Origin of the sequence: Geomonas oryzisoli (genome assembly GCF_018986915.1) — a bacterium.
In the GTDB taxonomy this organism is placed as follows: Bacteria; Desulfobacterota; Desulfuromonadia; order Geobacterales; family Geobacteraceae; genus Geomonas; species Geomonas oryzisoli.
In genome coordinates, this window is the sequence record NZ_CP076723.1 from 2092644 (window position 1) to 2109495 (window position 16852).

The following is a 16852-nucleotide window of genomic DNA, read 5'->3' on the forward strand; positions in this document are numbered from 1 at the left end:
TTGCGGGATCCGAATCTGTGATCAGGCGAACTGTAGGGGCGAATAATCATTCGCCCTGTCCACTGGTCACATCTCCTTCGGCGCACCGCCGCAAGCTGCCTATATTACAGGAGCAAGCCGTGAGACGCCAGCGAATTTCCCGCGACCTGCGCGCGTTTGCGGTCCCCCTACCCGGTGACGCTGCGGATGGAGGCCTCGATGCCGTCCATGAGCAGGGCAAGCTCGTCGAGGGATATGGAGAGGGGAGGGAACACGACGATCACGTTCCCGAGCGGACGGATGAAAATCCCGTGCTTCCGCGCTTCCAGGCAGACCCGGACGCCGACGCGCTCCTCCCACGGGTACGGCTCGCGGCTGTGTCGGTCGCGGACCAGCTCGATGCCGGCGATCATCCCTTCCTGCCGCACATCACCCACGTGGGTCAACTCCATGAGGCGTTGCAGGCGGTCCTGGAGATAGTCGATCTTCTCGGGAAGCTGCTCCAGCAGGCGGTCCTTTTCGAACACGTCGAGGCTCGCGAGCGCCGCGGCGCAGGCGATGGGGTTGCCGGTGAAGGTGTGGCCGTGGAAGAAGGTCTTGAGTTCACTGTAGGCGCCCCAGAAGGCATCGTAGACCTTGCGGGTGGTCAAGGTCGCCGCCAGCGGCAGGTAGCCGGCCGAGATCCCCTTGGAGATGGCCATGATGTCCGGCGTCACCCCTTCTTTCCCGCAGGCGAACATGGCGCCGGTGCGGCCGAAGCCGACCGCGACCTCGTCCGCGATCATGAGGACGTCGTAGCGGTCGCACAGTTCCCGTACCCCCTTCACGAATCCCGGCGGCTGCACGATCATGCCGCCCGCACCCTGCACCGACGGCTCGATCACGAGGCCGGCCAGTTCATGCGCGTGCTCCTTCATGAGTCGTTCGAGCTCCTGCAGGCACAGCATGCCGCAGCTGCTGCAATCCCCTTCCGGGGCGAGGGCGCAGCGGTAGCAGTAAGGGGAGGGCGCCATGATGGTCGGGAAGAGCAGGGGGGCGTAGACCTCGTGGTAGATGGCGATGCCGCCCACGCTCATCGAGCCGACGGTGTCGCCGTGGTAGGCGTTGTCGAACCGGATGAACTTCTTCTTTTGCGTGTTGCCGATCTGCTGCTGGTACTGGAAGGCCATCTTCACGCCGATCTCGACCGCGGTGGAGCCGTTGTCGGAGTAGAAGACCTTGGCAAGGCCCGGGGGCGCGATATCGATCAGGCGCTTGGCGAGGAGTGCGGCGCGGTCGTTGGAAAGCCCCAGGAGGGTGGAATGTTCCAGCCGGTCCACCTGTTCCTTGACCGCCTCGTTGATCTCCTTGCGGCAGTGGCCGTGCACGTTGGTCCAGATGGCGGCCACACCGTCGAGGTAGCGGTTCCCGTCGGAATCGATGATGTAGGAGCCTTCCCCGCGGGTGATGATGATGTTCTCGGCATTTTCCCATTCGCTCATCTGGGTGAAGGGGTGCCAGAGGTAGTCGCTGTCGTAGCGTCTGAGTGTTTCGGTATCCAGTTCGACCATTTGGTCCTCCAGAAAAAAGCCACCGCTGTGCCTGTTGAGGCCCCTCAAGCGGTGGACCAAGTCAAGATGAAGTGTCCGTCAAGTATGTAACGCCGTCAACGTCGAACGTTGAACATTGAACCGGTTTTGGGATGTCAACGTAGAACGTAGAACCGGTTTTAGGAGTAGAACGGTTTCAGGTTTATTCGAACATTTCCCGCAGCATGATTCCCGTTGCGGGCATCTGCAGCAGCCGGTCGGCAAGCTTGGTGACCAGGTCGCGCTCGTCCTCCGCCTCGAGGTCGGGGAAGAGGCCGAGGAGCTGGGCGCCGGAGAGGGAATCGATCATGTGCGGAGCGTAGGATTCGGCCTGATCGGGCGTATCGGGATAGCGGTTCACGATAACCCCTTTCACCTTGAGGCCGAGTGTCCGGGCGGTAAAGGTGGTGAGCAGGGTGTGATTGATGGTGCCCAGGTTGGGGCGTGCCACCACCGCGATGGGAAGGGCGAGGTGCAGGGCGAGGTCGGCAACCAGCAAGCCGCCGGCCAGGGGGACCATCAAACCGCCGGCCCCTTCCACGATGACGAAGTCGTACTGCGCGGCAAGCCTCTGGTAGGCCTCCTTGATGACATCGAAGCCGATGCGGACGCCGTCCTGGGTAGCGGAGACCGAAGGGGCGAGCGGTGCCCTGAGCAGGTAGGGTGCGGCGTCCTGGGTTACCGGGACCCCGGCGGCGAAGGCGAGCAGTTCGGCGTCCTCGGACACGAGTCGGCCGTCGCGCTCGATGCAGCCGCTGGTTACCGGCTTCATGATCCCTACGCTGTGGCCCATCTTTCTGAGCAGCATGGCGATGGTCGCCGATGCGATGGTTTTTCCCACGCCGGTGTCGGTGCCGGTGATGAAGATGCTTTTGGCTGGCATATCTCTTTCCTTTCGAATGAGGCTCTGCTGCGGGAAGGGACTGGCTCCGTCAGGTGCCTGTCCCTTTAGCGGAACGCTCCTTTCCGCCCAGTCAGCTTCCCAATCTCAAGGGGACAGGCACCTGGCGGAGCCAGTCCCCTTTAGTGCGCGCACATCACCGTGGTCAGGCCGAGGTCGCTGAACATGGTCAGATCGGTATCGACGTTGCGACCCGCGGTGGTGAGGTAATTGCCGATCATGGTGCCGTTGGCGCCGGCGAAGAAGATCCAGGACTGCAGGTCGCGCAGGTTCTTCTCTCGTCCGCCGCAGATGGTGATCCTTTTCTCCGGCATGATGAGGCGGTAGATGGCGATGGTCTTCAGGCACTCATGCGCGGTGATGTTGCGGGCACCCTCGAGCCTGGTTCCCTCGATCGGGTTCAGGAAGTTCATCGGCACCGAATCGACGTCGAGCTCTTTGAGGGTGAAGGCCATCTCCACGCGCTGCGCGGCGCTCTCGCCCATGCCGAAGATGCCGCCGGAGCAGACCTTGACCCCGGCCTTTTTGACGGCGCGCACCGTGTCGACGTCTTCCTGGTAGGCGTGGGTGGTGCAGATGTTGGGGAAGAAGCTCTCCGCGGTCTCCAGGTTGTGGTGGTAGGTGTCCATGCCCGCTTCCTTGAGTTTCCGCGCGGTCTCCTCGTCGATGATGCCGAGCGAGCAGGAGGGGAGGATGGAGGTTTCCTTGCGGATGCGGCGCAGCGCGGCGAGGATCTGCTCCAGCTCCTGCCCCTTGACCGTGGTGCCGCTGGTGATGATGCCGAAACAGGCGCTGCCGTTGGTTTCCGCCGTCTTGGCGCATTCCACCATCTGATCTTCCTGGACCAGCGGGTAAACCGGCGCATCGGTCGTGTGATGGGCGGACTGGGCGCAAAAGGCGCAGTTCTCGGCGCAGCGCCCGGACTTGGCGTTGATGATGGAGCACAGATGCACCTCGTTGCCGACGAAATGCTCCTTGACGCGGGTCGCCGCCCGGAACAGGTCGAAGAGCTCGGAGCCTTGTGCGTCCGAAAGACGGATCGCTTCTTCCTCGGTGATGGAACCGCCTGCGATGATTCTTTCTGCTATTTCAGAGATGAGTTTTTCCATGTGATCCTCCAGCGGGTCATTTAGCACGCAGAAGAGGAGGTTGTCAACCACTTCAGCGTGACTGGTTGACGAATGGACAGAAGATCGTGCATCGGGCGGTTGATCACATGTTGAAGAGTGCCGCGCAAGCGTGACAGCTGCGGGCTCGAACTGCATAGGACTTATCAGGAGATGGCACCCGTGCTGCCCGCGCTGTTCGCCTAAAGTTCTTCGGTGGTGAAGGCGACGACGTCGTCGATGCTCTCGGCGTCGAGCAGAACCATGACCAGGCGATCGAGCCCCAGGGCGATGCCGGCGGCTTCGGGCATCTCCGCCAGCGCCGCCAGGAACTTTTCCGGTACGGGGTAGCTGTGCTTGCCGTGACGCGCCCGCTCGGCCGCCTCGGCCTCGAACCTCGTCCGCTGCTCGACCGGGTCGATGAGCTCGGAGAAGGCGTTGGCGATCTCCAGGCCGCCCAGGTAGAGCTCGAAGCGCTCGGCCACACTGGGGTCGTCGGCCTTGAGGCGGGCCAGGGCTGAACAGCTGGCAGGGTAATCGTAGATGAAGGTGGGGCGGCCGATGCCGAGCTTCGGCTCGATCCTGTCCACCATGAGCTCGTCGAAGGTCCCCGCGCTCAGGGCCGCTTCGGCGGTGGTGTCGGTGTAGCGCAGGAAGGCGTCGCGCACCGTGATCCGCTCCCAGGCTGTGGCGAGGGCGATCTCGACGCCGCGATAGGTGATGGTGTCCACCCCGGCTGCGGTCCTTACCAGTTGCTCGGTTTCGTCCATCAGCACGCGGTAGTCCGCCCGGGCCCGGTACCACTCGAGCATGGTGAACTCGCTCAGGTGGCGGGTGCCGCGCTCGCCGTCGCGCCAGCAGCGGCAGATCTGGAAGATGCGGGGATAGCCGGCGGCCAAGAGCCGCTTCATGCAGAGTTCGGGTGAGGTCTGCAGGAACCAGCCGTCGCTGGGGATGGCGTCGATCTGCGCCTCGGGGGCGGGAGCAGGTATGCGAAAAGGGGTCTCGACTTCGAGATACCCCTTTTCCTGGAAAAACATCCTGATCCTGGTGAAGATCGCGCCACGCTGGGCCAGGGCTTGAGAGCGCCTGGCCAGTGGCCAACTTCCCGACATGCCTTACCCCTTGACCCTGGTGGAGTACTCGCCGGTGCGGGTGTCGATGGTGATCAGCTCGCCTTCTTCGATGAACGGCGGTACGCGCAGCACGTAACCGGTCTCGACGGTGGCGGGCTTGGAGTCGCTGCCGGAGGTGTCACCCTTGACCCAGGGATCGGTCTGCACGACGCGGAGGTTGACGAAGTTCGGTACGTCGACCCCGATCGCCTTCTCCCTGAACAGGAGGACGTCGACCTGAAGGTTGTCGATCAGGTAGTTCTTGGCGTCGCCCATGGCGTCTTCGCTGATGTGGATCTGCTCGAAGGTCGAGTTGTCCATGAAGCAGTAGTGATCGTCTTCCTTGTACAGGTACTGCATCACGCGGTCTTCCAGGTTGGCCGGCTCGAAGGTCTCGCCGGAGCGGTAGGTGCGGTCCAAGGTGGAGCCGGTGATCATGTTCTTCATCTTGGTGCGGTAAAGGGCCTGCCCTTTGCCCGGCTTCGCGAAGTCGAAGTGGGTGATGATGTAGGGCTCGTTGTCGATGGTGATCTTCAAGCCTTTTCTCAGGTCTGCTGCAGTGTACATTGATTCTTCCTCTTCTTGCTGTGAGATTGAATAAAGGTTCAGTGCGCTGCGCGCGAAGCACGCAGCTAAACCGTAGTGGGTCCTATGTTATCCGTATGTGCCTTGCAGCGGTGCTGAGGATGGCAGGGACAGACGCCGGTGACGTACGGGGGAAGGGCTTATTTGGCGCGATAGGTGATGCGGCCGCGGCTCAGGTCGTAGGGAGAGAGCTCTACGGTGACCTTGTCGCCAGGCAGGATCTTGATGAAAAACTTCCTCATCTTGCCGGAGATGTGCGCCAGCACCATGTGGTCGTTTTCCAGCTTCACCTTGAACATCGCGTTGGGAAGCGGCTCAATGACCGTTCCTTCTACTTCTATTGCTTCTTCCTTGCTCATTTTTGCTCCTGAGGGATATATGGCTTCTTTTAACAATCTGTGAGTCTACAAATTTTTCCCGCAAAAAGCAAGCTGCATTTCACTGCTGTTACCATTTTCCCTTCGATATCATGCCTATTTACAGAACTCCCATAACATGCTAAAAAAATGGCCAGATTTTTCCAAGGAGTACCGAGGTTACATGCAAAAACTGATCAGGGAGATCCCGCTGTCCAACGGGCTCACCGTTCGCTTCTTCGATGCCACGCGCCGTTACTTTGGCGACTACCACCAGGTCCGCATCCAGATTTGCTGCGAAGTGCCGCTTTCGCCGGAGCTTTTCCCCGACGAGGACTCCCACCAGAGTGCCAGAAAACTGCTGGGCCCCAGCGTGAGCTACAAAAAGGAAATCGAGCACCAGGGCGTTGCCTCTCTCTCAGTGGAACAGACCGTGGAGCGGGTCATCGCCGACTTCGCCGCGCACTCCCTTGGGTACTTCAACAACCCCGGATTTCCGCAGAAGCTGATCCAGGCCGAACTGGCCCGAGTCCGGGGACGCAAGACGGGCTTCGTACCGCGCGGTGTCCATGGCTGAGCCGGTCGTTGTCATAGAAAGTCTCTGCTACGGCGGCGCCGGTTTCGGCAGGGTGGAAGGCAAGGCCTGTTTCGTCCCCTGCACCGCCCCCGGCGACCGGGCGAGGATCCGCGTGGTGAAGGAGAAACGCTCCTTCCTGGAAGGGGAGCTGGTCGAACTGCTCGAGCCTTCCGACCTCCGCGTCGTACCGCCGTGTCCCGTCTTCGGCGCGTGCGGCGGCTGCGACTGGCAGTTCCTGCCGTACCCCGAACAGTTGCAGCAGAAAGGGACCATCTTCGCGGACACGCTGGCGCGCATCGGCAAGGTCCCCAGGGAAAAGGTGCTGCCGGTCGCGGCGGCGCCGGAACCGTTCGGCTACCGCTCCCGCGTTCAGGTGAAGGTATCCGTGGTCGCAGGCGCGGTGCAGATGGGCTTTTTCCGCACCGGCTCCCATGACGTGGTCGATTTCGGCGCCGGGTGCCCCTTGGCCAACCCGCAGCTGAACCGCATGGCGGCCGAGTTCCGGGCGATCCTACCCGGGCTGCCGCAGTTCGAACTCATCCACCAGATCGACCTCTCCATCGGCGACACGGGGGAGGGGATCGCCATCGTGCACAGCAGGGGGGGCGCGGGGGGACGACTGATCGAAGCCCTGGCCCGGGAGCGGTCGCAACTCCCCTCGGTTGCCGGCGCCTTCCTGCGCAGCGGACAAAAGGGGGACCTGGCGAAGGTCTTCGGCATCGAAGCCCTGAGCTATCGAATCCCCGCCGGGTTGATACCGGGCTCGAAGGAGCTTACGCTCCGATTCGGGCGGGGTGGGTTCTCGCAGGTGAACTACCCTCAGAACCTCGAGCTGATCCGTACCGCCTGCGGGTGGGCCGGGCTGACCGGGAAAGAGAGGGTGCTCGACCTGTACTGCGGCAACGGCAACATCTCCCTGCCGCTGGCGCTTCAGGCCGCGGAGGTCCTGGGAATCGAAGGGTATGCCCCGTCCATCCTCGATGCCGCGGCCAACGCCGAGGCCAACGGCATCGGCAACGCCACCTTCCAGGTGAGCGATGCGGCCCAGGCCGTCCGGCGACTGGTCAAGCGCAAGGAGAGGTTCGACCTGGTGGTGCTCGACCCGCCCCGGGGAGGGGCCGAGGCCGCCGCCGAGCTCGCCGCTCTCGCACCGGCAAAGATCATCTACGTTTCCTGCGATCCGGCCACGCTGGCCCGCGATCTCGCTTCACTTGGCAGCAACGGGTACCAGGTGACCCGCTCGAAGCCGGTAGATATGTTCCCGCAGACCTACCACCTCGAGAGCGTTACCGAACTGGTTCGTGCATAAGTAATTACAATCCACCAAATGGAGGCTGCATGTTTTTCGGACTGTTCGGCAAGAAGGATTTTCGTCATTACCAGAACCAGGGTGCCAAGCACCTCGCCGCAGAGCGCTACGCTGATGCACGCGTCGACTTCCAGGAGGCGCTGAAACTCTGCCCTGCAGACGCTTCCCAGGAGGCAGCAGCCATCCGTCAGGGGCTCGACCAGGCCGGGAACCACCTGGGAGAGCTGAACCTGCAGGAAGGGGAGCACGCCCTGCGTGCCGGCGAGACGCAAAAGGCCTATGATCACTTCTGCCTTGCCGCCGACCTTGCCGCCGATCCCGCCATAAAGTCCCGGGCCCATGCCCAGGCCGCGAAACTGGAGCAGCCCGAGGCCCAGGCTGCCGCCAAGCCTGCCGAGGCACCGGCCGGTGCCGGCAACTACAAGCCGCACGGCGGCGGTTCCTGCACCACCTGCAAAGGGCACGGCGACCACCACCACGAGGAGCCGGCTCCGATGGAGATGAGCCTTTCCGAGGAAGACCAGTTCTACCTCATGGTCCAGCCGCTGCCGGGGGACCTGCCGGGGAGATACGCAGAACTCGGTCCCAAATTCGCCAAGGCGTACCTCATGATTCATGAAGGCAACGACCGCGACGCGTTCCCCATTTTGCAAGAAATGTTGTTATCTGGTGAAAATGACATTGTATTATACGAAGTGGCACTTATAATGTTCAGGGCGGGGCAAATTCATGAGAGCGAGGCGCTCCTGAATCGGGCACTGGCGCTCAACCCGCAGAACGCAACCGTGTACATCGCGCTCGTTCATTTGATGGCCGGCGGCGGACGCTACCCGCAGGCGAAAGCGGTTGTGCAGAGCATGCTGGACGCGGACATCCTGCCGGATCAGGCCCAGTTCATGCTGGCCGAACTGCACGAGACGACGGGAGACGTGGAACGGGCCATGGAGCTGTGGACCAAGTCGCTGGATTACCCGAGCGTGGCCAAGGCGGCGGCCGAGCGGCTCATCCCGATCCTGAACCGTCAGGGTCGTACCGACGACGTGAAGTACCTGTCCAAAAAATATTTAAAAGGATGTTGTTAAAAGAAGCTGGTTTCCGGAGGTGGACAATGAACAAATCAGAACTCATTGAATCTCTCGCAGCTAAAAAGACCCTCTCCTTCAAGAAGGCGGAGGAAGTCGTCAACGCCGTCTTCGCATCGATGACCGAGGCCCTGCTCTCCGGCGACCGGATAGAAATCAGGGGCTTTGGCAGCTTCGTAGTGAAGGAGTACGACGCCTATACCGGCAGGAACCCCAAAACGGGTGAATCGATCTCGGTCAAGGCGAAGAAGTTGCCCTTCTTCAAGGTCGGTAAGGAGCTGAAGGAGAAGGTCTCCGGCTGACCTTTCGGTTTCACCTGACACGAGCAACATAACCTCGACACCACCACTGCGCCCGCCGGTCGACATGGCCGACGGGCGCCCATTATTCTTGATGCAACGTTAGCCTTAACACGCTGGACTGGCCTTACCATGTTTCCCACCTCTTGGTCGTACATCGTCGAGGCTCTCGGCGGCCTGGCGCTCTTCATTCTCGGCATGCGCACCATGTCGGAGGGGCTGCAAAAGGTAACCGGAGAGCGCCTGCGCCGCGTGCTGGAGCGCACCACCGGCAACCGCCTCACCGCCCCCCTGATCGGCAGCTGCCTCGCTTCCATCCTGCAGTCCGGCTCTGCGGCGTCGGTCCTCGTGGTCGGCTTCGTGAACGCCGGGCTCCTCTCCCTGTACCAGGCGCTTGGAGTCCTGCTCGGCACCGGCATCGGCACCACGCTCGCCATACAGTTCATCGCGTTGCGCGTTTCCGCCCTCGCGCTCCCGGCCATCACCATCGGGGTGTTCCTCAATTTCTTCTCCCGCAGCCGCAAGCTTTCCGAAGCGGGAGGGATGCTGCTGGGGATCGGCCTCGTCTTCTTCGGCCTCTCCATCCTGGAAGGTGCCTGCCTGCCGCTCAGCGAGAGCGCCATCATCGCAGGGCTGCACCAGGGGCTCCCCTCGCTGCGCCTGGTCGCGGTCATTCTCGGCGCGCTGCTCACCTTCCTGGTGCAGTCAGGCAGCGCCACCCTCGGGGTCGTGATCGCGCTCGCCTCGGCCGGCGTCCTCTCCTATGATGCTGCCATCGCCATGGTGATCGGCGAGGTGGCCGGTGCGGCCCTGATACCTCTCATCGCCTCCATCGGAGGCACCCAGACCGCCAAGCGCGCCGTCATCATCTATTTCGGCATCAGTTGCGTGGCGATCGCCCTGGCCCTGGCCTTCTTCCCCTTCTTCCTGAAGGCCGTGGCGCTGGTCTCCCCGGGGGATCTCTCCCTTCTGCACCGGGGTGCGCCCCCCGAGGCGGTGGTGCAGGCCCTGCGCCCGCACATCGCCCGGCATCTGGCCAACGCGCACACCCTGTTCACCGTCGCCTCTCTGTTCATGTTCCTGCCCACCATCGGCTTCTTCGCCCGCTCCGCGGAGACGCTGCTCCCGACCAGGCGCTCCGAGAGCGAGCCGCGCCCCCGCTTCATCGACGTGCGGGTCATCAAGACCCCCACCATCGCCCTGGTGCAGGCATGGAACGAGCTTTCCAGGATGGGCGGCATCGCCGCCGCCATGTACGCCGATCTCGTTAGCCAGTTCGACGGCTTCAACCCCAAGGTCGCCGCCGCGGTGCGGGACAAGGAGGTGGTGCTGGACGTGCTGCACCGCGACATGTCCCAGTTCCTGGTGGCGCTTTCCCGGGAGACGCTCTCGCTGGACCGCGCCGTCGAGATACCCACCATGCTGGAACTGGTGAACGAGATCGAGCAGGTAGGGGACCAGGCCGAGGCCATCCTCAACTACCTCATGCGCAAGAAAGAGGAGCGGCTCCGCTTTTCCGCCAGCGCCATGGAGGAGTTGAAACGGGTCGCCGCCAAGGTGGGGGAGGTGGTCGCCCGGTGCGAGACCGCCCTGAAAGGTGAACAGGTCGAGGACGTGACCAACCTGAAACTGGAGATCGCCTCCCTGGAGAGCGAACTGCAGGCAAGCCACCTGCGCCGCCTGAAAAGCGGCAAGTGCAACATCGTCGCGGGGCTTCTTTACAGCGACATCATCGTCAGTTTCTCGAAGATATCGCAGCTCTGCTTCTCCATAATCGCCCAGAGAAAAGGACTCAACCCATGACAGACAAGGTAGCCGCCATCGACCTCGGCACCAACACCGCAAGGCTTCTCATCGCCACCCAGGCCCCGTACCGCCAGGTTCTGTTAAAACGCATCATCACCAGGCTCGGCGGCGGTTTCACCCGCGAGGTCGGCCTCTCACCCGAAGCCCAGGAGCGCTCCCTTGCCGCCCTTAAGGAATTCGCCGCCGACATGGCCGGTCACGGGGTGGTACGGCTGAGGGCGGTCGCCACCTCGGCTGTGCGCGACGCCAAAAACGGCGCCGATTTCTGCAGGCGCGTCCTGGAGGAAACGGGTATCGCGCTGGAGGTCATCGACGGCGGCGAAGAAGCCATGCTCACCCTGAGGGGGGTGGCCTCCATACTGGACAACAAGGACGAGGACCTGGCGGTGTTCGATGTCGGCGGCGGGAGTACCGAGTACACTTTGGCCGCGGCCCGCAAGCCGCTCTTCTCCCGCAGCCTCCCGATCGGCGTGGTGCGTCTCACCGAGGGGAAGGTGGGGGTGGCCGAGATGGAAGACAAGATCCGGCGCGAGCTCACGGCGCTTCGGGATGAACTCTCCGCAGAGGGACTTGCCGATCGGTTTAAGGGTGCGACCCTCGTGGGAACCGCGGGGACGGCCACCACCCTGGCCGCCATCGACCTCGGCATGACCGACTACGACTACAAGAAGGTGAACAACCACACCCTGCCTTTGGCCAAGGTGGAGGCGATGTTCCACCGGCTGCTTCCCCTCACGCCGCAGGAGCGTCTGCAGGTGCCGGGTCTCGAACCGGGGCGCGAGGACCTCATCATCGCCGGCATACTGGTCGTGCTGACCACGATGCGCGAGTTCGGCTTCGCCACCTTCAAGGTGAGCGACTCGGGGGTGCTGGAAGGGCTCATCCTCGGCGTCCAGGCGGCGCCGTAGCCGCTTTTGTTTTGACAACAAACGGCGAAACGTTATACTCATTAACCATTCGTTCCTTTACCTTTTAATACGCAGGTTGCCCCGTCCGTCCTTCGGGAAGCGGTCCGGCCTCCCTTTCTTGCCGAAGGAGCCTCGTGTCCATGTATCTCAGTAAAGATTCGTACAAAAAGATCATAGATGACCTGCGCGACGGGCTCTATATCGTCGACACGGACCGGAAGATCGTGTTCTGGAACCACGCCGCCGAACGGATCTCCGGGTACAGCGCCGAGGAGGTGATCGGCAAACCGTGTGCCGACAACATCCTTTGCCACGTCGACGACGTCGGCCTCAACCTCTGCTGCAGCGAATGTCCCCTCGCTTCGACCATCGACTCGGGTATCCCCCACGACGCACAGGTGTTTCTGCACCACAAAAACGGGCACCGGATCCCGGTGCTGGTACGTGTCATCCCCCTTACCGACGATACCGGCCAGGTGATCGGCGGGGTGGAGATGTTCTCGGACAACAGCGGCCAGGTGGACAACGACGACCGGCTCAAGGAGCTGGAAAAACTGGCGCTTCTGGACGGCCTCACCCAGTTGGCCAACCGCCGCTACCTGGACCGCGAGCTCGAGTCCCGCATCGAGGAGATGAACCGCTACGACATCCCGTTCGGCATCCTGTTCATGGATCTGGACGATTTCAAGACCATCAACGACCGCTACGGACACGACACCGGAGACCGGGTGCTGCAGTTCGTGGCCGGGACCCTGAGCGCCAACTCCCGCCCCTTCGACCTGTACGGCCGCTGGGGCGGGGAGGAGTTCGTCGGCATCATCCGCAACGTATCGAACGCGAACCTGAAGCACATGGGGCAGCGTTTGCGCCGCCTGGTCGAGAAGTCGTTCGTGCTGGTGGAAGGCGAGGCGCTGCGGGTCACCATCTCCATCGGCGCGACCATGGCCGTCGAAAACGACACCGTACAGACACTGCTGGCACGCGCAGACGGCCTTATGTACCAGAGCAAGGCCGCCGGCAAGAATCGTCTTACCATCGGCTGAGGCCGGAAACCGCTTCCCCGGCAACCTGCAGCATCCCTTTCTTAGTTCAGACCCGCACCCGTCTTCCGGTCCCCCCCCAGTCAGCTTTTCTTACAGAAACTCCCGTCCCCGACACCCACTGGCGAAAATGATGGTAGACTCATGTCGTTTGCTTAGACGCGCAGTCGCTGTCCTAACGCCATCAACAGGGAGGAACCAAAGATGGGTGTCAAGATCGCCACGAGATGTACTGTCGCCGTCCTTGCCAGTCTGGCCGCCACCGCAATCTGGGCCGGGTGCAGTCACCGCAACGCTGAGGTGCCGACGACACAGGTAACCGAAGCGCCGCTTGATCCCGCCGATGCGGCCATCGCCCCGGCGCGGTGGGGCAAGCTGTACCCGGTCCATTACCAGCAATGGAAGCTGACCAGCGAACCGACTCCTGCCGGGCTCAGCAAGTACAAACGGGGCTACGACGTGGGAGAAGAGCGTCGAGATAAGCTGGACGAATACCCCTTCCTGGCGCTGCTCTACAACGGGTGGGGCTTCGGGGCGGAGTATAACGAACCGCGCGGGCACTATTATATGGTGCAGGACCAGTTGGAGGTCGATCCCGGCAGGGTCAAGGCCGGAGGTGCCTGCCTTACCTGCAAGACTCCCTACGCTCCCAAACTGGCCAAGGAGATGGGGCCGGCTTACTTCTCGACTCCGTACAAGGAAGTGCTGGCGCGCCTGCCCAAGGCGAACCAGACCCTCGGGGTCGCCTGCATCGACTGTCACGACAACAAGGGGATGGCACTGCGGATTTCCCGCGGCTTTACTTTGGGCAAGGCACTGAGAGAGATCGGCCTGGACCAGGATAAGCTGACACGAGAACAGAAGCGCACCTTCGTCTGTGCCCAGTGCCATGTCACCTACATGATCCCTAAGGACAAGGAGATGCACTCCACCGACGTGGTCTTCCCCTGGGCCGGCAGCCGGGAAGGGCACATCACCATCGAGAACATCATCAAGCAGATCAAGAGTTCCCCATCGCACGGAGAATGGGTCCAGGCGGTCACCGGGTTCAAACTGGCCTTCATTCGTCATCCCGAGTACGAGTTCTACTCGAACCAGAGTCCTCACTACCTGGAAGGGGTGACCTGCGCCGACTGCCACATGCCGATGATGACCACCAGCAACGAGGAACTGACCGACCACAGGATCATGAGCCCGCTCAAGGGAAGCATGTCCGCCTGCGCCGCGTGCCACAGCGAAACGCCCGCACAACTGCGCCAGAAGGTTATCGCCATCCAGGACCGCTTCATCGACCGCTACCTGAAGACCGGGTATGCCGTGGCGACCGATGCGAAGCTCTTCGAAATGGCCAACAAGGCCAGGGGCGCAGGCAAGCAGATCGACGAGGAACTGTACGCGACCGCAAGGGAACACTACGAGCAGGCCTTCTACCGCCTGATCTTCCTCGGGGCCGAGAACTCCACCGGTTTCCATAACCCTGCGGAGGCCGCGCGCGTCATCGAGGATGCCGCCAACCATGCCGCAGGAGCGGATATGCACCTGCGCCAGTTGCTGGCCAAGGCGGGCGTATCGGTGCCGGACAAGGTCGACCTGGAACTCTCCAAGTACACGATGAACCGCGGCACCAAGAAGCTGCAGTTCAAGAAAGAGCACGAGATCCTGCCGCCGACGCTGGTGAAATAGCGGCGCCGACATTCGCTAGGAGGGGAGGGCGGGCCCACGGGTCCGTCCTCTTTTTTTGTCAGCATCCCTTTCCGCAAGTGGGGCAGCTTACCCGAAGGGGGGTACTGGCTCCGCAGGTGCCTGTCCCCTTGATGCTTGGAAAAGCCGATTGAGCCGAAAAGAGCGTTCCGCTAGAGGGACAGGCACCTTACGGAGCCTGTCCCTTCTGCCAACACCGGCTTGACGCTGCTCCCGCCGGCGGGTAGACTTGGCCCGTCTAATGATTTCAGCAGCATCGCTGCATTTCAAGTGAACCGGGGAGACCCGGGGGCACCGCGAGGGAGGAGAAAGTGGAATTTAAGGAATGGACGCCGGCAACGCTTCTTGAACTGTCCGGCAGCTACTGGAGCACCTGCACCCTGCATGCGGGGGTGAAACTGAACGTCTTCTCGCCACTCGCATCGGGTTCGATGACCGCAGACGAGCTGGCTCGTGACCTGGACCTGGATGCACGCGGTCTTGCCATGCTGCTGGACGCCCTTGCCGCCTTGGGGCTGTTGGTAAAGCAGGATCAACGTTACACGACAACCCCGTTTTCAGCGAAGTTCCTAAACCGCACTTCGCCCGATTACCTCGGGCACATCATCATGCACCACCATCACCTTGTTGCCGGCTGGAGCCGCCTCGACGAGTCGGTGAAATCCGGGCACCCGGTACGGGAACGGGTCTCGCACGAGGACGTGGCAAGCTCGCGCGAAAGCTTCCTGATGGGGATGTTCAACCTGGCCATGATACTCGCCCCCAAGATCGTCCCCCAGGTCGACCTGCAAGGGCGCCGGCGCCTGCTCGATCTCGGAGGCGGTCCCGGCACCTACGCGATTCACTTCTGTCTGCACAACCCTCACATCGATGCCGTCATCTGCGACCTCTCCACCACCAGGACCTTTGCCGAACAGACTGTCGCGCGTTTCGAGCTGTCGGACCGCGTTGGGTTTGTCGCCGTCGATTTCGAACAGGACGACCTGCCCGAGGGATTCGACGTGGCCTGGCTCTCCCACGTGCTGCACGGTATCGGCCCGGATGCCTGCGCAAGCGTACTCAGAAAGACCGTATCGGCCCTGGAGCCTGGCGGGTTGATCCTGATCCAGGAATTCATACTCAACGACAAGCGCGATGCACCGGTATTTCCCGCCCTGTTCTCGCTGAACATGCTGCTCGGTACGCCCGAAGGGCAGGCCTACAGCCAGGGCGAACTGTTCGAGATGCTGGAGAAGGCCGGGGCGACGCAGGTACGACGTCTCCCCATCGAGTTACCCAACGGTGCAGGCGTCATAGCCGCGCTAGTCCCGTAACAAGCTTGCACTTCACGAGTACAACGTAGCGGCGCATCCCCCTCCCCGAAGGGGGAGGGTTGGGGAGGGGGAAGGCAGGTACAGAACCGGGGGTATGAAAGGAGGCGATATGGACCAGGAGGAAAGTAAAACATCCGCCAGCAGCAGCGCGATCGTGCTGCCGATTTTCGCAGTTGCCTGTGCCGCCTGCGCGGCCCTGCTCCTTTTCTCCTCCGGGCCGGGTGCAAAGCTCCATGTCTGGACCTTCAGAACCGGTTTCTCCATGATCAAGGCGGCAGGCTACATCGGCTTTGGATGTGCGGTCATTGCGCTCGTATCGAGTGTCGTTTCGGTCAGGAGGAGGCACTTCAAAGGGATTTTCGTCTCGCTGCTCGCCCTGCTTCTCGCCCTGGTCTCCTTTGCGATCCCGCTCTACTGGAAGGTCCAGGCGCAAAGCTATCCGCGCATCCACGATATCAGCACCGACCTAAACAACCCGCCGCGCTTTGTCGCCATCAGCACCGAGCGTCGCGCCGGCGTGAGGTACGGTGGGATCGAGGTGGCGACGCAGCAGATGAAGGCTTATCCCGACCTGAAAACGGTGGTGCTGGCGGTGCCTGCGAACGAGGCCTACAAGATGGCACTGCTGACGGCGAGGGATCTGAAATGGGATATAGTGGCGGAGCGTCCGGCGGAAGGGATCATAGAGGCGACAGATACGACGAGGTGGTTCGGCTTTAAAGACGATATCGCGGTGCGGATCGTTCCGGCCGGAGATCGATCACTGCTCGACATACGGTCGGCATCCCGGGTGGGCATCTCCGATCTCGGCACCAACGCGAAGAGGGTGCGGGCATTTCTCGCGAGGATCGCGCCGCCCCACAAGTAAGGCGAAGGCGCAGATACTTCACGTGACGCAACCGACGCGCGAGTCACTTTGATCCCCGGTGGAACTCAGGTTCTCCGGGGTTTTTATTTGTCGTCCTTGCGCCGGATCAGCTTGAGGATGTTCTTGGCACAGAGGTCCAAGTTGTTGTGAACGAAGTCTAGGGTCTCCATGCGGTTGTCGACCGTCACGAAGTGCGTTTGGGGAGAGGTGCAGGTAGCCGCTCCCTTGCCGGAGAGCTGCACCTGCAGTACACAGAAGTTTGCCGAGTCCAACCTGGCACCGTTGCTGCGATCTCTGGAAGCCATCACGTCCTCCTTTACAGCTAATGACGTTGTACGC

Annotated in this window: 17 protein-coding genes; 10 read left to right on the forward strand and 7 right to left on the reverse strand. The window is 62.1% G+C overall.

Annotation, left to right across the window (positions count from 1 at the left end; all coding sequences use genetic code 11):
• Positions 1-167: 167 nt before the first annotated feature.
• From bioA to infA, 6 genes are all read right to left on the reverse strand, one after another.
• On the reverse strand, positions 168-1529 hold the full coding sequence (bioA, locus tag KP004_RS09260) for an adenosylmethionine--8-amino-7-oxononanoate transaminase (protein ID WP_216802029.1): 1362 nt from the start codon (positions 1527-1529) through the stop codon (positions 168-170).
• A 181-nt stretch (positions 1530-1710) separates the two neighbouring features.
• On the reverse strand, positions 1711-2430 hold the full coding sequence (gene bioD, locus KP004_RS09265) for a dethiobiotin synthase (protein ID WP_216802030.1): 720 nt from the start codon (positions 2428-2430) through the stop codon (positions 1711-1713).
• A 140-nt stretch (positions 2431-2570) separates the two neighbouring features.
• Entirely contained in the window at positions 2571-3557 is a 987-nt protein-coding gene (gene bioB, locus KP004_RS09270; RefSeq protein WP_216802031.1) for a biotin synthase BioB, read from the reverse strand.
• A gap of 200 nt (positions 3558-3757) precedes the next feature.
• Positions 3758-4669 carry an EF-P lysine aminoacylase EpmA gene (gene epmA / locus KP004_RS09275; RefSeq protein WP_216802032.1) on the reverse strand — a complete coding sequence of 304 codons (912 nt, stop codon included), beginning with the start codon at positions 4667-4669 and terminating at the stop codon, positions 3758-3760.
• A 3-nt stretch (positions 4670-4672) separates the two neighbouring features.
• Positions 4673-5236: an elongation factor P gene (gene efp, locus KP004_RS09280; RefSeq protein WP_216802033.1), complete on the reverse strand. Its 564-nt coding sequence runs from the start codon at positions 5234-5236 to the stop codon at positions 4673-4675.
• 158 nt (positions 5237-5394) lie between these two features.
• Positions 5395-5613, reverse strand: coding sequence for a translation initiation factor IF-1 (gene infA / locus KP004_RS09285; protein ID WP_012530490.1), 219 nt, complete (start codon positions 5611-5613; stop codon positions 5395-5397).
• Between the two features lie 181 nt (positions 5614-5794).
• Between infA and KP004_RS09290 the strand changes: the two genes are divergently transcribed.
• The 10 genes from KP004_RS09290 to KP004_RS09335 all read left to right on the forward strand — a co-directional run bounded on the left by KP004_RS09290 (position 5795) and on the right by KP004_RS09335 (position 16513).
• Complete coding sequence (locus KP004_RS09290; protein WP_216802034.1) at positions 5795-6187, forward strand: hypothetical protein; 393 nt, start codon at positions 5795-5797, stop codon at positions 6185-6187.
• Complete coding sequence (gene rlmD, locus KP004_RS09295) at positions 6180-7496, forward strand: 23S rRNA (uracil(1939)-C(5))-methyltransferase RlmD (protein ID WP_216802035.1); 1317 nt, start codon at positions 6180-6182, stop codon at positions 7494-7496. The genes KP004_RS09290 and rlmD overlap by 8 nt, the downstream gene beginning before the upstream one ends.
• Before the next feature lie 29 nt (positions 7497-7525).
• Positions 7526-8578, forward strand: coding sequence for a tetratricopeptide repeat protein (locus KP004_RS09300; protein ID WP_216802036.1), 1053 nt, complete (start codon positions 7526-7528; stop codon positions 8576-8578).
• 26 nt (positions 8579-8604) lie between these two features.
• Positions 8605-8880, forward strand: a complete 276-nt coding sequence (locus KP004_RS09305) for an HU family DNA-binding protein (RefSeq protein WP_183349941.1) — start codon at positions 8605-8607, stop codon at positions 8878-8880.
• 129 nt (positions 8881-9009) lie between these two features.
• Positions 9010-10680, forward strand: coding sequence for a Na/Pi cotransporter family protein (locus tag KP004_RS09310; protein ID WP_216802037.1), 1671 nt, complete (start codon positions 9010-9012; stop codon positions 10678-10680).
• Complete coding sequence (locus KP004_RS09315) at positions 10677-11591, forward strand: Ppx/GppA phosphatase family protein (protein WP_216802038.1); 915 nt, start codon at positions 10677-10679, stop codon at positions 11589-11591. The genes KP004_RS09310 and KP004_RS09315 overlap by 4 nt, the downstream gene beginning before the upstream one ends.
• A gap of 140 nt (positions 11592-11731) precedes the next feature.
• Positions 11732-12634, forward strand: a complete 903-nt coding sequence (locus tag KP004_RS09320) for a sensor domain-containing diguanylate cyclase (RefSeq protein ID WP_216802039.1) — start codon at positions 11732-11734, stop codon at positions 12632-12634.
• Between the two features lie 201 nt (positions 12635-12835).
• Entirely contained in the window at positions 12836-14314 is a 1479-nt protein-coding gene (locus KP004_RS09325) for an ammonia-forming cytochrome c nitrite reductase subunit c552 (RefSeq protein WP_216802040.1), read from the forward strand.
• A gap of 329 nt (positions 14315-14643) precedes the next feature.
• Complete coding sequence (locus tag KP004_RS09330) at positions 14644-15645, forward strand: methyltransferase (RefSeq protein WP_216802041.1); 1002 nt, start codon at positions 14644-14646, stop codon at positions 15643-15645.
• A 109-nt stretch (positions 15646-15754) separates the two neighbouring features.
• Positions 15755-16513, forward strand: coding sequence for a DUF1499 domain-containing protein (locus KP004_RS09335; RefSeq protein WP_216802042.1), 759 nt, complete (start codon positions 15755-15757; stop codon positions 16511-16513).
• Between the two features lie 83 nt (positions 16514-16596).
• On the opposite strand, the gene KP004_RS09340 is transcribed toward KP004_RS09335, so the two are convergent.
• Positions 16597-16818: a hypothetical protein gene (locus tag KP004_RS09340; protein ID WP_216802043.1), complete on the reverse strand. Its 222-nt coding sequence runs from the start codon at positions 16816-16818 to the stop codon at positions 16597-16599.
• Positions 16819-16852 lie beyond the last annotated feature (34 nt).

Coding starts and splice junctions, on each gene's coding strand:
- KP004_RS09305 (WP_183349941.1), top strand. CDS start 8,605: ATGAACAAATCAGAACTCATTGAATCTCTCGCAGCTAAAAAGACCCTC.
- efp (WP_216802033.1), bottom strand. CDS start 5,236: ATGTACACTGCAGCAGACCTGAGAAAAGGCTTGAAGATCACCATCGAC.
- KP004_RS09320 (WP_216802039.1), top strand. CDS start 11,732: ATGTATCTCAGTAAAGATTCGTACAAAAAGATCATAGATGACCTGCGC.
- bioB (WP_216802031.1), bottom strand. CDS start 3,557: ATGGAAAAACTCATCTCTGAAATAGCAGAAAGAATCATCGCAGGCGGT.
- epmA (WP_216802032.1), bottom strand. CDS start 4,669: ATGTCGGGAAGTTGGCCACTGGCCAGGCGCTCTCAAGCCCTGGCCCAG.
- rlmD (WP_216802035.1), top strand. CDS start 6,180: ATGGCTGAGCCGGTCGTTGTCATAGAAAGTCTCTGCTACGGCGGCGCC.
- KP004_RS09300 (WP_216802036.1), top strand. CDS start 7,526: ATGTTTTTCGGACTGTTCGGCAAGAAGGATTTTCGTCATTACCAGAAC.
- infA (WP_012530490.1), bottom strand. CDS start 5,613: ATGAGCAAGGAAGAAGCAATAGAAGTAGAAGGAACGGTCATTGAGCCG.
- KP004_RS09315 (WP_216802038.1), top strand. CDS start 10,677: ATGACAGACAAGGTAGCCGCCATCGACCTCGGCACCAACACCGCAAGG.
- KP004_RS09340 (WP_216802043.1), bottom strand. CDS start 16,818: ATGGCTTCCAGAGATCGCAGCAACGGTGCCAGGTTGGACTCGGCAAAC.
- KP004_RS09290 (WP_216802034.1), top strand. CDS start 5,795: ATGCAAAAACTGATCAGGGAGATCCCGCTGTCCAACGGGCTCACCGTT.
- KP004_RS09335 (WP_216802042.1), top strand. CDS start 15,755: ATGGACCAGGAGGAAAGTAAAACATCCGCCAGCAGCAGCGCGATCGTG.
- bioA (WP_216802029.1), bottom strand. CDS start 1,529: ATGGTCGAACTGGATACCGAAACACTCAGACGCTACGACAGCGACTAC.
- KP004_RS09325 (WP_216802040.1), top strand. CDS start 12,836: ATGGGTGTCAAGATCGCCACGAGATGTACTGTCGCCGTCCTTGCCAGT.
- bioD (WP_216802030.1), bottom strand. CDS start 2,430: ATGCCAGCCAAAAGCATCTTCATCACCGGCACCGACACCGGCGTGGGA.
- KP004_RS09310 (WP_216802037.1), top strand. CDS start 9,010: ATGTTTCCCACCTCTTGGTCGTACATCGTCGAGGCTCTCGGCGGCCTG.